Below are 13,940 nucleotides of genomic sequence, written 5' to 3'. Positions count from 1 at the left end.
AGCGCCCCCGGGGACAGCCAGGAAAGCGTTGCCGAGATTAGTGCGCGTGGGCGAGCTTATCAACCGGGACCTACCCGCACTCCTCTGCAGTCAGCTGGCCATACGCGCGCGCTCGGGAGACGTAGCTGTCATGCGTACGCTTATTGAAGACCGCGACGAATCGCCGTTCCGCGCTTGGGTCTGGATGCATCTTTCGCGCATGCTGGGTCGAGACCTGAGCCAGGATCGATTTGAAGCGATCAACGAATTCGGTAGGCCGTACGACGACGATGTCGGCGGGCCAGCGTATGTAGGGGGAGACGACGGAATCGAGCTGGAGCCCCTTGCAGCCGATGAGAACAAGCGCGCCGAAGAGGAGGCTGCTCAGCTGTTCGCCGAAATCGAAGAGCACTACGAATTGAATTGATCACGCCCGGTCATGGGCAGGCTCCTGCTGAAGGGGTCTGCCCGTGATCTTGCGGCAGGCATGCCTAGCCGGAACGCAGCAACGATCCGATGAAAAACACCGACGCCAGTGCCGCCCAGGACAGTACCGCGATGGTGATCAGCAGCACCTTCCGATGCATCACCTGCGCCTCCTGCCGATAGGGCGCCTTGCGGTCGTACGGCCTGACCAGCCCCGACAGTTCACCCGGGATGCTCAGCGCCCCCAACAGCAACAGGGCGAGCACGCAGAACCCGAACACCGTTCCGACATCACCCACCCGGGCGACGTCGGCGGGGGCATGGGATTGGCTGACAAGAGCTTCGAAGAACACCCCAACCCAGTCGGCCAAGAGCGCGGCCATGATTGCGACGAACCCCAGATGGCTGAAAAGATGCACCCAGAAGCGGGCCGGTAGTTTCATCGCGTGTGGTCCTTTATCCTGGTACCGGTCACCTTGGTCATTGTCTCCATTCTCCGTGTCGCGCAGCCGCCTGCCGCGAAACAGCCCCAATCGTGCGCCCTTGCCAATCTTGCACCAGACAGTGCAACCATGGACGATCCTCCTGCCACTGATGAGCATCTGAAAGCTTCATCCAAATGGGGACTGAGCATGCGTCTGTTCAAACTATCCTGCTTGCTCGCAACGCTCGGCTTCATTGCCCCAGCCTGCCACGGAAGTGAACCAGGCCAAGCCAGGCATGAGCGCTGCCTGCAGCTGATCGAGCAGCATGTTGAGGACTCGAGGGGATGGGACAGGACGTTGTACCGCATCGAGGAGGAAGGCTCCGGAAATTCGGATCGAGGGTTCGCTGTGCAGTACCTGGAGGACCTGAAAGTGCTCCTGCCCCGCGACGGGTTGAAATCTTTCCACGTTGATGTCGACCCGACGTGCAACGAAATCGTTCGTGAAACCTACTACCAGTAGAACCTCTCGGACGTTGTCGGTACCAACACCTCCTCTTAGCATTGCGCACAACAGCGGGCAATCAGTGTTGCGCCGCTGCTCAGCAGTGATCGGGCCCAGCAGGAGGCTGCGCCCGCAAGGCTGGCTCCAACACTATCCATTGCAGTGTTTCGGTTGCCACTCAATTCGAGTCCCGATAGCGATTGAAGCGATCCGTCGTCCAATCACAAAAGCGGCTCGGCTGTGAAAGAAGTATCGAGCCGGCCCCTACTTGAACATGTCCATCAAGTCGTTGTCTTCATGCCGCTGCTCCCACGTGGAGAGAAAGCAGAAACTCACCCCGCTGCGCATGGCAGCCTTCTGGAAACCGGCCAGTTCTTCCTTCGTGACCGGGTATTCAACCGGATCAAAGTGCAGTAGCGCCCACGGCTTGACGAGTGAGAAACCTGGCGTGAGCTCCGAGAAGATCGCCTTGAGCTGAGGCCCAAGCGTGGTGAAATCCTTGATCGCCCCCGCGCGATTGCCCAGTGCGTGGCACTGGCGGCGAATCGTTCTGTCCCCACCCACTACGCGGGCCATGAAGTGGTCCTGGTGCACTTGAACGTAGATCAGCTGACGGCGAAAGATCTTCATCCCTTTCTCAGCTCCGGCCACTCAACGGCCATCCATGCCCTGTCGCGCCCGCCCATCAAAGCGCGGGGCGCATCTTCGCTTCCCCCGAACCCCTGCGCAGCAGGTACATCGCAACCAGGAATGGCCAGAGCGAGTTGATGGACGAGAACACGCGCTGAGTCAGCCCTCTGTAGCCCTCCGGGTCCGCGCCCACCACATTCAACCATAGATAGACGACGCTCGCGATGCTCACCAGAGCGGTCACGGCGTACGCCCTTCGGTTGGCAGACCACGCGCTCAACTCGATGTGCGACATCGCCGGCGCGATGATGTTGGCGATACCGATGGTGTAGAAGCCGTGCATCGGATGACCCATGGGCCAGAGCCCGTTGGTCAGCATCGAGACGCCAAAGATCATCCAGCAGATGGCACCCAATGCAATGCGACGCCCGGATTCGCGCCACACCCCGATGGAGAACGCCACGAACCACACGCCGGAGCCGATGGCGGCGATCCTGGCGCAGATGCTTGCAAGCGTGGGTGCCTGCAGCAGCTCGCTAGCGTGCTGTGCAAGCGGGTTGTAACCCGGTGCGAACACGGCGGCAACGCTGGTCCAGAACAGGAACCACGGAAGCGGGATCAGACCCGCGCAGAGAAGCAGTCGGCTGCGGCGTTGCACGTGCAGTGATCCTCGTATTGGCCTACGCCAGTGGGTGGAATCCATTCGAACGCTGCAGAACCTTGCTGCTGCGGGCAGGATGGTCTTGAATGACTACAGCGGTAGTCAGATTGCGCGCGGCACCCGGTAGGTTCAATAGGCAGGAAGTCATTTAAACCCCCTAGCCGGTGTCACAGCGGTTCCATCGCATGACCTCACGTCAAGACGCCAGCAATTCTAGGGCGAGCACGCCACCTCCCACTTTCCGTACGAAGCCAGCCCGAGAGATGCCGCAAGCCTGTTCGACGCCACGTTGTCGAACTGACAGCGGTACTGGGCTTCATATCCGCACTTGCCGGCATACTCGATCATCGCGCGCACCAAAGACGCCGCGAGACCCTTGCCGCGTGCTCGGGGCATGGTCAGCACGCCCATATCGGCAATGGCCGCGCCGCCCCATGGGTAAAGGCTGGAGACAGCCAATAGTTCCGACTCGGCGAATGCGCCAAATGCCGCCCAGTGCCCGGCTTCCACGGACGCATCGTCCTGGTCGCTCTGAGATATCTGTGCCATGAATCCATCGAACAGCACAGCATCTTCAGGCGTCAACTGGCGTACCTCAGCCGAGGCGTTGCCCTGCGTTGCAGAAAGTCCGGTGACTGGCACGTGGTAGATGACATCTGGCGCATGCATCTCGACGCCTGCTGCGTGGAGCGCCTCGCGTAGCCATTGCAGTGTGATCGCAGGACTGTCCGAGGTGATTCCCACAGTGGAGGCAATGCAGGGAGACACTGCGGCACGCATGGTGCCATTGGGGGTCACCAAGACCATTGCCCGACGCTCGGTGGTGAGGTGGGGGTTTATCACCAGACTGAAGCCGCTTGCCGTCGGCACGGGGATGCCGTAGCGGAAGAGCCCATCCCAGTAGGTGACAACGGCCGAACTGAAAGGATGCATTGCTACTCCCAAGCCTGCCTTGCATCACCAATTCTAAGCGGCTTGATCTGCAGCGCTCCACCTCGAGCCAGAAGTGGATGCCGCACTGGCTCGCTTCCGAGCAAGCTTGCGGCGTCTTCCTGTTCCATCACATGGGGGATCACACATTGCCGTCGAACCAATGCTGTCGCATTTGCCGCGCCTTGCGTCTCTGGCGGAAGAATTTGACGACTCCGTTCCAGAAGTGCCTGTGCGCCTAGCCCACCAAGGCTCTCGCCCCTTTCCGCGCTATGCGACAATGCCGAAAACGTCTCGGGTTTTGGCGGCATTGACCCCTACCCCTTGGCATTCAACACAACGGCGAGTAATCGTTGCTCCGCCACCGTGCATCGGTGGCCGGGACTCGAAAACCCGTTGTTGTGATGAAGTTTGCGCTTGCCAGCCGGCATCAACTTGCTTGGTGCCGGCTGGCAATCCGTCTGCCGGCTATGGCGGGCGGGGCGTGGGGGCCTCGTGCCCGCCGGCGATCATCACACACCGGTTTTCGAGCCACGCCCTGTCCGCCACCTTTATCGGTGGCGGCTTCCGCCTGCTTGCACGGAGCCTGCCATGACCACGCCGCACTCCCCACCCCCGCGCCCCATCCAGGAAGCCCCGTCACCCGCGCCCGCGCTGGACCCCAACAGCCTCATTGCCACCCTGCGCGCCATCGGCGCCGGCGCGGCGGCCGACGGCCGGCCATGGCCCGAACGTCACCTGCTGCGCAGCCGACAGATGGCGATGTCCGACGCCGACTGCGCGGCAACCGGCCAGCGCATCGTGCAGGAAATCCTGTTGGCAGCCGAGCGCACGCGCCAGAACGGTGAGCCCGAGCAGTACGTGGGCGACCGCGTGATGGAGGGGCTGGTGATGGCCGATATGGCGCTCGCGGCGTTCATCCACGAGCGCATGCGGCCCAAGGCCTGAGGTCGGGGTGAGTGATGAAGAAGCACAGCCTTGTTGCTGCGGCGGCCTGCATCGTGGCGATCGCCGTGGTATGGGCCGCGTGGCCCGCGCCAGCGAGTGATCGGGAGTGGTCCTACCAGAAGCTGAAGCCCTTCGATTACCGGTTGCTGCACGGCGACGCGCTGGGCTTCGTTTCCGCCAAGGCCGTCGAAGGCTTTGAATTCCACACGCGCTATGCTGGGGCGACGTCTTTCGAGATCCGGTGTAAGGGCGTTGTGGTGATGGAGGTGGAGAGTGCGCCCTCGCGCGTGCTGATCCGGATGCCTGCCGATGCCGCGTGGCGGGCACCGGATATCGAGCACCTGCGCATGAGCTTCGAGCGTTGGCTGTTTGTGCAGCAGATTGAGGGGCGGCTGCTGGTGGAGCGTGCGGGGCCATCCTGGGTTGAGGCGCGGTTGAGGCGTTTCGATGGGTCGATGCCGGATACGCAGAGGTGTCTGTTTGGGGTGCCGCGCAGTGCTTGGCTTTAAGTCCCCTCACGCATCCACCTACAGTACGGATCCGGTAGCGACTACGGGACCGCCAGGGGGAGTTCTGAGGCTCACCCCCGCCAAAGGCAGTGGTCTTGCCACCCCTTCGCAGCCCCGAGGCTATTCGTTCGGACCTCGCTCGTCAGGCCGACCGAGAGATGAGTATCGACACGCTCACGCCAATCTCTTGCATCAGCGGTCGTACCGTTCAGAAGTTTGCGAAGCAGTAGCAACAGGAAGAAGCAACGATTCGGTGCATATGGCGCTTCCTGTTCAGACCACCCCGCAGATCGAGGGCGAACCGCCGAAATGCCTAACTCTTTGTTCCACAGTCTGCCGTGGTGGGCAACGACGTTCCTGGCGACACTGGTGACATGCAGCCAGTTCGCGAAGACGGGCGCTGCGACCTGCATCTCTCCAGCGACAACCTTTTGTTCCTTGTTGTGCAGTGCTTTGTAGAAGCGAGAGAGTGACCCCAATGACATGACTTCTGTCGCCATCCAGATCGGAACTTTGGGGAACGCCGGTGCACTGTACTTGTCCTTGTAGTGTCGAATGAACGTCTCCTTGGATCGCATCACTTCACTCTCGACGCTGGCAAGCCAATCCGCATACTCCTGCCCAGCGAAGGTCAGATTGCGAGGCTCCAAGTGACCGAAGGCGCCGTAGGCATGCGCAAAGTGGTATGTGAGCACAGTTCGCGTTGCTACTTCGATATGGCCAACGGCCTCCATCACCAGGTCTCGAAGCCCTCTATCGAACTCATAGAGGCTGACCGCGTCCTCGAAGGTTGCTTGGTCATGGAAGTGATCACTACCGGGAACACGCTGGGTGTAGAGATAACCCATGAGACGGTAGTAGCCGACACGCTGCAGGTATCGATTGGCATTGGCGGTATCGCCAATGGCAAGCCCACGCTGCTCGAGCAGATCCAACTGCTCCTGAATCGACAGGGGCAATTTGCGGTAGCGAGTCATCCTGACTCCAATCCGTAGTCAAAAAAAACCCGCCAATTTGAGCATGTCGCGAACTAGCGCGTCAGAGGCTTGGCGGGTGTGTTGGGTGAATTCTAGCGCCTTCTTTGCTTACCTTCAAGTAAATGTGTGTAGTTCCGGGTAATCGTAAATGCTTGTACGAAAAGCACTTCGTGGAGAACTTTCTTGATCTCGCGCAGTATCACGGGCGCAGATCCAGCGACGTGAAAGGCCTGCCCGGGCGGGCGGCAACTGCCCATTCCCCGGCGTTGTTCCACTTCATACCGGTTGAGTTCCGACACTTGATCGCGGACACCGGTCGCTACCAAGCAAGCAGGCGCAGTCCAACGGTCTGCCAGAATCCCCCTAGCCACTTCACCCGCAATTCCCGATGGTTCGCCGCAACGCGCCTGCCGCACCATCAAGCGTCCCTCCGCAGGAAACCGTTCATGAGCCTGGCGCTGGTCCACAGCCGTGCCCGCGCCGGGGTTGATGCCCCTCTGGTGCGGGTGGAAGTGCATCTTTCCGGTGGCCTGCCCGCCACCCAGATTGTCGGACTGGCCGAAACCAGCGTGCGTGAATCGCGCGAACGTGTACGTGCCGCCCTGCTCTGTGCACGCTTCGACTTCCCGCAACGGCGCATCACCTTGAATCTCGCACCGGCCGACCTGCCCAAGGAAGGCGGGCGCTACGACCTGGCCATCGCGCTGGGCATCCTCGCGGCCAGCGGACAGGTCGATCCGCAGTCGCTGCTGCAATACGAATTCCTGGGCGAGCTGGGACTCACCGGCGAACTACGCCCGGTGGCCGGTGCATTGCCCGCCGCGATTGCCGCCGCTGAAGCCGGGCGCATCCTGGTGGTGCCGCCCGGCAATGCTGCCGAGGCGGCGCTCGCCGAGCACGCCGATGTACGTGTGGCGCGTACGTTGCTGGAATGCTGCGCCGGGCTGGGCAACCCGCGCCTGCTGCCGCCCGTGGAGCGCGTGGACATCCCACCGCTGCCGCTGCCCGATCTGGCCGACGTGCGCGGGCAGGGGCATGCGCGGCGTGCGTTGGAGGTGGCGGCGGCCGGTGGCCATCATCTGCTGCTGATCGGCAGCCCGGGCTGCGGCAAGACGCTGTTGGCCTCACGCCTGCCCGGGCTGCTGCCGGATGCCGAAGAGGCCGAAGCACTGCAGCTGGCTGCGATTGCCTCGGTGAGTGGCGAGGGGTTGGACCCGAAGCGTTGGCGGCAACGGCCGTTCCGCTCTCCCCACCATAGTGCGAGCGCGGCGGCGCTGGTGGGCGGCGGCAACCCGCCCTGCCCCGGCGAGATATCGCTGGCCCATCACGGCGTACTGTTCCTGGACGAACTGCCCGAGTGGAACCGCAGCGCGCTGGAAACGCTGCGCGAGCCGCTGGAGTCGGGCCATATCCGAATTTCCCGCGCGGCGCGCAGTGTGCAGTACCCGGCTCGCTTCCAGCTGGTGGCGGCTTTTGTGAGAAATCCCACCATGTAAGCATTTAGGTCGTCAGGGGTGACAGAACGAGCCGACCAAATTCTTCACGGCAGACGGGGTCTATTCTAGGGAAATGGAGGCCTTGGGCTCTGCTAGAGCAAGCGTGTAAGCCTTTCACCGTGGATCGCAATTCTGTCGAAGTCGGCTGCGGTGAGCTTGATAAGGCTTGTTGGGAATCTCGCTACGAAGTTTGCCTCCTCCTCATCTGCAGAGTCCGCACTGGTTGGACTGCCGATGTAGATCATTGCTCCCCTATTGGCACTCTTAGAGAGGTAGTGGTGAAAGGAGCGAACCCTCAGTGCATGTGACTGGTCAGACATGATGTCGGCCACGCGCTTGATCCGGAATGGATTCAGAGAGTATTTGCTGAAGCCCATATCCAAGGGCCTTCCTGCATCTGACACCAGGATGAAGTGGCCGTTCGGCTCCTTCGGCTCTCCACTACCCGCATCAAAGAAGGGCTCAAGTCCAAGGTTGTCGTATACGCCACCGTCGTAGAGATGGATTACAGAGCCCGGCTGGGAGTCTACGGTTTCGTGTGCAGGCCCGCTCCAGTTCGCTCGACGCTTCCACCTGAATTTGTCCGCCCTGAGGCGAAGCGGACCAAAGCCGCCTGGGAAGGCGGCCGAGACAGCCATTGCGCTGGCCAGGGGGAAGTTGCCCGCAGCTGCGTAGCCCGTGAGGTAATCTCCCAAGTCTGCACGCTTGAACCGAAAGCGGCGTCCGTTCTCAGCATTGGTCCCATTGATTGACCAATCAGGTGTCGCGGGAAGATCGCAAAGCCTGTTCTCAATGCCCCACCGGCGGCGCAGTGCAGCTGCCAAGAGATTCGAGCGGCTCAACAAGAACCGGAGATTCGAGAGGCTCGACAATTCGCGGAGTGCATCCCACTGGAGGCTGCGTGAGGTGAGTTCATCGCGGAGTGCCGGGTAGATCTGTTCGAGAAACCGCTCTGAAGTCGGCCATGCCATGCCAGAGCGATGCAGCACAAGTCCGGTGATAAGGCTCCCTCCCGACACGCTGGATATCCGAGACACTGACTCCAAACAACCAGCCCTTGCCAGCGCCCGCATGACCCCCAAGTGGAAGGTCATTGCTCTGATGCCTCCACCGGACAGCACTAGATCGATCTGGCGATCTTTCAAGGCTGAACCTCCGCCTGGACAACACGAATGTCATGGCTTCCAACGATGACTTGGATTACCGGAAGGCCTTCTTCGTGCATTCCCATAGCGAGCTCGACCAGCTGCACAAGATCAGCTCGGCTTGGCTCTGGAGGACAGCCGTCTGGGTGGCTGTGCCACTCTCCAACGTATCCAACGATTCCAGCAGTGCGGTTCTGTGCCTCTGCGACAGCCTCTGGCATTCCGGCAACGCCGCGCTCAAACGAAGCGGGCGTACCCTTACTGTCGGCTGGCGCCGGGAGCGCATCTACAACGACGAGCAGGTTCTGCGTGAAGTCGTGGTAACCAAGGAGGATGCCCCCCGTCTCGTTGGGAAGACTATTGCCGCGCAGAGCATGCAGATGTTCGTGTAGGCCTTCATCCATGTAGATGCAGAGACCATTAGCTGCTTGGTGTATCCGCCTATCAGACAGTGGGATCTCTATCGCTTCCGTTTGACCGCTCAAATCTCGCTGCCAGATCAACGCGGCGGCCTGGGGGTTGGCAATATGGACTGGGATGCTCTCGGCAAACTGACAGGCATGAATCATCACACTCGAGTACGGTAGGACCATTGAGATGTCACGGCACGATGCTCCGCTCCAAAACGCTCCGCGATGGCCCTCAAGATGGGCCCTTCCCCAATCGGAATTGATGATGGCGCGGTAGTACTGAGCTTCAATCGTACGCAAGCACCGTTCCTTGGCGACGTCCTCAAGCATCATGACTCCCGACCGACCGGTGGGAGTTACGAACACGCTCACATGCCGTGATCGATCATCCACGACTGCTGACGCCCGCGGGTACCCTAGGTCTGCAGTTGCATCTACGACCAAGTTTGCGCTCCTGAGGGCCTGCGCCAGCTCTGGCGATGTACTGGTAAGGACGTCTTCCTCGAGAGGAGTCACAGCCGAACCGTTACGCGTGACCTCCCTGGCATTCGCGGAGACTGCCAGAACCTTGGGTAGCCCAATCTGTCTATTGAATGCAGTGTGGCGTGACAGATTGTGCGGTCGGACATGATCCTTATCCACTACAGTCCACCGACCCCAGCCAGATCGAACCCATAGGTCCAACAAAGCACTTCCCAAAGATCCAACGCCGATCAATACGCCTTGCGGCCCTGCATCGCTGAAGCCTGACTGGGTGCGTGCACGTTCAGGGCTGTTCTCCCAAAGAACGGTGACTGGATCAAGCCCGATAGACTCCCAACCTTCCTGCGGCTGATTTCCAACAACACCAACTGAGCTGAAGTACCGACCGTCATGCGGGATAAGGGCACCGAGCATAGTTCCGATCTTCAGTGCCCCACCATCAAGGAAGAAGGCGCGATAGGTGATTCCTTCGACCTCGCCAGTCGACGCACGCTTGATGGGAACAGAGAGCAGCACAAGCGTGCTCGGAACCTCATCCTGGCGAGTGAGTCCGCCTGAAGGCGTCGCTGCCTGGATAGCTGCTGTTACAAGCGGAAGCAGGTCCGCTCCTCGCCGTGCCAAAAGCTCATTCAACTGTCCGAGAGTATGCGGATCCCATTCAATCATCCCGCCTTCAATGGGCTCAAGATCTACCTTGACCAGAGTAGCGTGGAGAGACTTGTTGGCAGGCAGTTGATCAACGATGCGCAGTGTCCAGCCATCGTCCTTACGCGCAGCTGCAGCGATGACACTGAGCTTCCCCCTTGCCGCCAGTTGGTCAAGATCCCAAGGGATCAGCAGTTCATGCCGAGACTCAAAGAACAGCATGTCCAAAGGCTGATCGGCCAGATGCAGCTCGCCCTTGGCATTCTTCTCCATCCACCACTGGATCCGAGCAAGAAATGACGAAGGAGTCCAGGTGCGAGCGACAACGGGGGGCGGTTCGAAATACAAGCAGAGCTGAGCTGGGCCCTGCGACGTCACGCTGTTTTGGTGTGCAAGCCTCGGAAAGTCCTTTCGCATTGACCAAACGACCGTTGCCTTCGCATCGTCCTGAGGTACATGTATAAGCATGCGCTCCCGAAAGCGGAGCCCGTATTCATTGTGGGTGGGCACACCGTGGCATTCAACGTCCACCATTAGGTAGACGGTCTCCAGCTCATCTACCTTGGCGCTACGCATCACCTCAATGAGCTTGAAGTCACGGTGAGCATTGACAGCTGCGATCATCGCGCTTGTACGCGATGTGACTGCCGCTAGATCGTCGAGAGCAGTCAATGTATGCGCAAAGTACTCCGAGCTCATGCTCCTGCCCTGGCTGGGCGGGAGGCAACGATGGCCGCAGAGCCAAATGACGACGCTGCTTTCGTCCATGTGACGCCTGCGGCAGCCACCTCAAAGACAATTGGCTTGGGCTTGTTGGCGTTAGGCTCTTCCATGGTGACGAGGAAGGATCTTCCACCAACCTTCTCAAGATAGGACGCGTAGGTTCTGCGGGCTTGAATGTGGGGTGGCTGGACCTGCTCGTAGGACTCTTTAATGTCGGGCACAGGTTTGCAGCAAGCGACGATGTACGAGTCCTTCTTTCCCATCATGAGAAGTTCAGCGACCTTTTCGCAGGGAACAGTGTCCTTCTCCCCCTTTTCTGCCCCGAGTGCCTTGTAGCTGCAGTGATGGGGAATGTTGAAGAGGTCCCAGGCAAGACGGTCTTCATTGCCGTGATACTTCGTAATGTCGACAATTCTCTCCAGGTCGCAGTAGTCGGCATCACCAACTTCCAGGTAGTCGTAGGTGCGGCCGTCTGCCTGGAGCCTCACGTTGAACACCAAGGCTGCTGAGTTGCGGATGATGTCCCCATCGTCGCAATGTTCGACGAAGGGCGAGTGGCAGAAGAACTCCACGTTGTCTTCTTGCAAGGTGAAACCCGGAACGACAGTGCCAGCGTCGACAAACAGGTGATCCCGGGCCGTCAATGCTTCGCCGCGTGCTTCCAACTTGGGCTCCAGCCACTCCATCAGCGCCTCTGGCTGTGAGAAGACCAGAATGCCTTTTCCTTCCAGCAGACGGTGGCGCGCCTCTTGCCTCAGAAGCACGAACTCTTCGCTCTGCTGTTCTTGGGTGGCCTCCTCCAAGAGCATTGCTGCGGGGACCCACAACTGGTCGATCTTGATCCGACCGTCGCCATGATAGACCTTTGCATGCTCCAGCCAGAAGAAGTCAGTGCTTCCCTCGATGTGATCATTGTCTGCGTGGGTGAATGCAACGACGTCGAAGCTTTCCTTGCCTGCGTCGGCAAGGTCTTTCTTGAGAGCTGCCTTCAGATCAATCTCTGGTGTCGACTCTTCTTCCGCGCACTGTTTGTGACGGAAGTCGAAGAGAACTCGTTTTCCATTATCAAGAATGATCTGCGTCGTGTCCCCGTTACCAACCGGGTAGAAAATCACTTGGTGCTTAGTCGCCATCTCGACATCCCCCTGAAAGTTGATCCATCAATCTCAGATTGCCGCCCTGCCGTCTCGAGGCATGAGACCGCGTGCAGCCGGCTGTTTCTGTTCAGCCAAGCGTCTATTTTGTGATGACCATCACTCTTTTCAAGGGCCGGGCGGAATTTTCTTTTGTGTTTGGAGAAGAAGGGCCGAGGCCTTTAAAATCAATAACATAACAAGCCGTCGAATTGTGCGCCGGCTTGTTTGAAGGGATGGTGTCTCGAGGCCACGAGCCCAGGTACGTCACTGAGAGCTGCTCCATCTCGGCAAGATCGATCAGATACACGCACTTCGACGTTTCAACTATTCGCCTGCATCCGGGCCATAGCCCTGCCAAGCGGGCAGCTTAATTGGATTGAGTTCGACACCGATCTTCATGCCCTTGAGCAAATCGAAGAATTTATTTTGAAGATCCCCTTGACCATCATCGAGATGAATGGCAAGCATCAAACTACAGTACAACGCTCTTGCCGCTAGCGCTTCGGCTTTTATCAGCAACGTATGTTTGACGCTAGTTACACCTGTATGCACAATTTCTGATCGAGCATCGTAAATTTTTCCAAGATCCGCATGGACGCGCCTTCGGTCCTCGCCCTTAAAGCAAAGTAGTGACGCGTAGTCAGCCAGAGTAATCTTGATGGGCGCGTGCTTATCGCGAGAGAAAATTGCCTCCATTGATATGACAAAGAATATGAATCGCGCCACGCTATCCTTCTCGCCCACGGCTCGACCAAAGAATTCCAGCGCGTTCCTAAGCTGTGCATTCAAGGTTTTTTCCTCACCCAAGGAGAGCAGCTTGAGGGCAATTGGTACGTCGGGCCGCTTCATTACTTGAAGAAGCTTTCTCTCCAGCTAAATGGACACAGTCAACGGGCGCATCGCCATAACCCGATCAAGCCACCCCGTACGCTTGTTGATGAGGAACAAATAGCTTGGTGTGGCCTCCTTCCCCAGCACCGGCTTCTTTACGCCGAAAACTCGACCAAACAATTCAATTAATCCGATCACGCGGCGAGCAGCTGCACGTGTCTGATGGCGTAGGGAATCCGAAGACCCATGGGTTGGCAGGAGCAACAAAGGATTGCTGCTCAGTGCCTGGTCAGTCTGCCGTTGCTGATGTTCGAATAAGTCGTCCGGCACAGCTTTGGAGTTAAACATCTTGATGCGCTTGTTCAGCGCTTCGCTCGTGGCTGCAGCTGGCACTAGTGTAAATGGACCAACTTGGAATGGGCGAAAAACGCTCTGCCTCTTCGAAGCGAAAGCTATGGGCTGAAAGAACCCTAAAGGGATGACGGCAATATAGTCGAGATGCACCGCTGTTTGTTTCAGCGCAGCATCAAGCCGCGTTGCAAACGCTCGGGCATCGTCGAGATCGCCAGCATTCAGCACTGCATAGATTAAATCGAGCGCGTGCTCCCAACCTATGTGACTACGTGTGTACTCCGACTTATAGAAGGCGGCTCCCAACTTCTGGTTCGCGTAGATGAGCTTGGCTTCCTCATCCTCATCCAACTCATTTCTCTTACGCAGCGCCTTCAACTGGGGCAGAACGGATCTCATGACCCGCTCAACCGCACCGATGTCGATTCCAGGCGTTGTACTCAGTGACATGTTGGCTACGCGTCCGTGTGGTCAGATGGTGTGAATGAGTTCTTAGACCTTCACTATAGCGTCTCCGCATCCTTGCGATGCCGCCGCTGTGACACTTACTCTTTCATCCTGCATCCAGCCAGAGAGGCCACAGTAGGTGAGTGCTTGCATCCCACGTATCTTTCACATTGAAACGCGAAGCCCACCGCGTAGCTGGGTAGGGAACCCGCGAAGATAGCTGTAGTGAATGAGGCAGAATTCTCCCGTCCAAAGATCGTCGCGATCTGAGACTTGCTCAGCTT

Annotated in this window: 14 protein-coding genes and 1 pseudogene; 5 read left to right on the top strand and 10 right to left on the bottom strand. The window is 58.9% G+C overall.

The window, feature by feature from the left end; translation table 11 throughout:
* The first annotated feature begins 130 nt into the window (after positions 1 to 130).
* The gene (locus LZ605_RS17090) at positions 131 to 406 is read left to right on the top strand and encodes a hypothetical protein (RefSeq protein ID WP_249842611.1); all 276 of its coding nucleotides are present in this window, start codon (positions 131 to 133) and stop codon (positions 404 to 406) included.
* Between the two features lie 64 nt (positions 407 to 470).
* Here LZ605_RS17090 and LZ605_RS17085 read toward each other — a convergent pair whose 3' ends face one another.
* Positions 471 to 848, bottom strand: coding sequence for a hypothetical protein (locus tag LZ605_RS17085; protein ID WP_057497956.1), 378 nt, complete (start codon positions 846 to 848; stop codon positions 471 to 473).
* Positions 849 to 977: 129 nt separating this feature from the next.
* Between LZ605_RS17085 and LZ605_RS17080 the strand changes: the two genes are divergently transcribed.
* Positions 978 to 1,352, top strand: coding sequence for a hypothetical protein (locus LZ605_RS17080; protein WP_249842610.1), 375 nt, complete (start codon positions 978 to 980; stop codon positions 1,350 to 1,352).
* A gap of 246 nt (positions 1,353 to 1,598) precedes the next feature.
* On the opposite strand, the gene LZ605_RS17075 is transcribed toward LZ605_RS17080, so the two are convergent.
* The 3 genes from LZ605_RS17075 to LZ605_RS17065 form a co-directional block, all read right to left on the bottom strand.
* Positions 1,599 to 1,964: a hypothetical protein gene (locus LZ605_RS17075; RefSeq protein WP_249842609.1), complete on the bottom strand. Its 366-nt coding sequence runs from the start codon at positions 1,962 to 1,964 to the stop codon at positions 1,599 to 1,601.
* Between the two features lie 55 nt (positions 1,965 to 2,019).
* The gene (locus tag LZ605_RS17070; protein WP_249842608.1) at positions 2,020 to 2,622 is read right to left on the bottom strand and encodes a DUF998 domain-containing protein; all 603 of its coding nucleotides are present in this window, start codon (positions 2,620 to 2,622) and stop codon (positions 2,020 to 2,022) included.
* 216 nt (positions 2,623 to 2,838) lie between these two features.
* Complete coding sequence (locus tag LZ605_RS17065) at positions 2,839 to 3,558, bottom strand: GNAT family N-acetyltransferase (protein WP_249842607.1); 720 nt, start codon at positions 3,556 to 3,558, stop codon at positions 2,839 to 2,841.
* A gap of 588 nt (positions 3,559 to 4,146) precedes the next feature.
* On the opposite strand from LZ605_RS17065, the gene LZ605_RS17060 reads away from it, so the two are divergent.
* Positions 4,147 to 4,503 carry a hypothetical protein gene (locus LZ605_RS17060; protein ID WP_249842606.1) on the top strand — a complete coding sequence of 119 codons (357 nt, stop codon included), beginning with the start codon at positions 4,147 to 4,149 and terminating at the stop codon, positions 4,501 to 4,503.
* Between the two features lie 14 nt (positions 4,504 to 4,517).
* Positions 4,518 to 5,012, top strand: a complete 495-nt coding sequence (locus LZ605_RS17055) for a cold-shock protein (RefSeq protein ID WP_249842605.1) — start codon at positions 4,518 to 4,520, stop codon at positions 5,010 to 5,012.
* A gap of 71 nt (positions 5,013 to 5,083) precedes the next feature.
* Here the strand turns inward: LZ605_RS17055 and LZ605_RS17050 are convergent, their stop codons facing one another.
* On the bottom strand, positions 5,084 to 5,989 hold the full coding sequence (locus tag LZ605_RS17050; RefSeq protein WP_249842604.1) for an Abi family protein: 906 nt from the start codon (positions 5,987 to 5,989) through the stop codon (positions 5,084 to 5,086).
* A 446-nt stretch (positions 5,990 to 6,435) separates the two neighbouring features.
* On the opposite strand from LZ605_RS17050, the pseudogene LZ605_RS17045 reads away from it, so the two are divergent.
* Positions 6,436 to 7,461 (top strand): annotated as a pseudogene (locus LZ605_RS17045) (YifB family Mg chelatase-like AAA ATPase); the annotation flags it as partial.
* A 116-nt stretch (positions 7,462 to 7,577) separates the two neighbouring features.
* On the opposite strand, the gene LZ605_RS17040 reads toward LZ605_RS17045, so the two are convergent.
* The 5 genes from LZ605_RS17040 to LZ605_RS17020 form a co-directional block, all read right to left on the bottom strand.
* A complete protein-coding gene (locus tag LZ605_RS17040) occupies positions 7,578 to 8,558 on the bottom strand; it encodes a patatin-like phospholipase family protein (protein WP_249844938.1) in 981 nt (326 codons plus the stop codon).
* A gap of 68 nt (positions 8,559 to 8,626) precedes the next feature.
* The gene (locus tag LZ605_RS17035; protein ID WP_164145931.1) at positions 8,627 to 10,867 is read right to left on the bottom strand and encodes a ThiF family adenylyltransferase; all 2,241 of its coding nucleotides are present in this window, start codon (positions 10,865 to 10,867) and stop codon (positions 8,627 to 8,629) included.
* Complete coding sequence (locus tag LZ605_RS17030; protein WP_071227700.1) at positions 10,864 to 12,024, bottom strand: MBL fold metallo-hydrolase; 1,161 nt, start codon at positions 12,022 to 12,024, stop codon at positions 10,864 to 10,866. Before LZ605_RS17030 ends, LZ605_RS17035 begins: the two co-directional genes overlap by 4 nt.
* Positions 12,025 to 12,351: 327 nt before the next feature.
* Positions 12,352 to 12,876: a HEPN domain-containing protein gene (locus LZ605_RS17025; protein ID WP_249842603.1), complete on the bottom strand. Its 525-nt coding sequence runs from the start codon at positions 12,874 to 12,876 to the stop codon at positions 12,352 to 12,354.
* A 24-nt stretch (positions 12,877 to 12,900) separates the two neighbouring features.
* Entirely contained in the window at positions 12,901 to 13,659 is a 759-nt protein-coding gene (locus LZ605_RS17020; protein WP_249842602.1) for a hypothetical protein, read from the bottom strand.
* Between the last annotated feature and the right edge of the window lie 281 nt (positions 13,660 to 13,940).

This window comes from Stenotrophomonas maltophilia (assembly GCF_023518235.1).
Taxonomy (GTDB): domain Bacteria; phylum Pseudomonadota; class Gammaproteobacteria; order Xanthomonadales; family Xanthomonadaceae; genus Stenotrophomonas.
The sequence above is the reverse complement of the archived record's forward strand: the minus strand, read 5'-3'. Positions and strand labels throughout refer to the sequence as shown.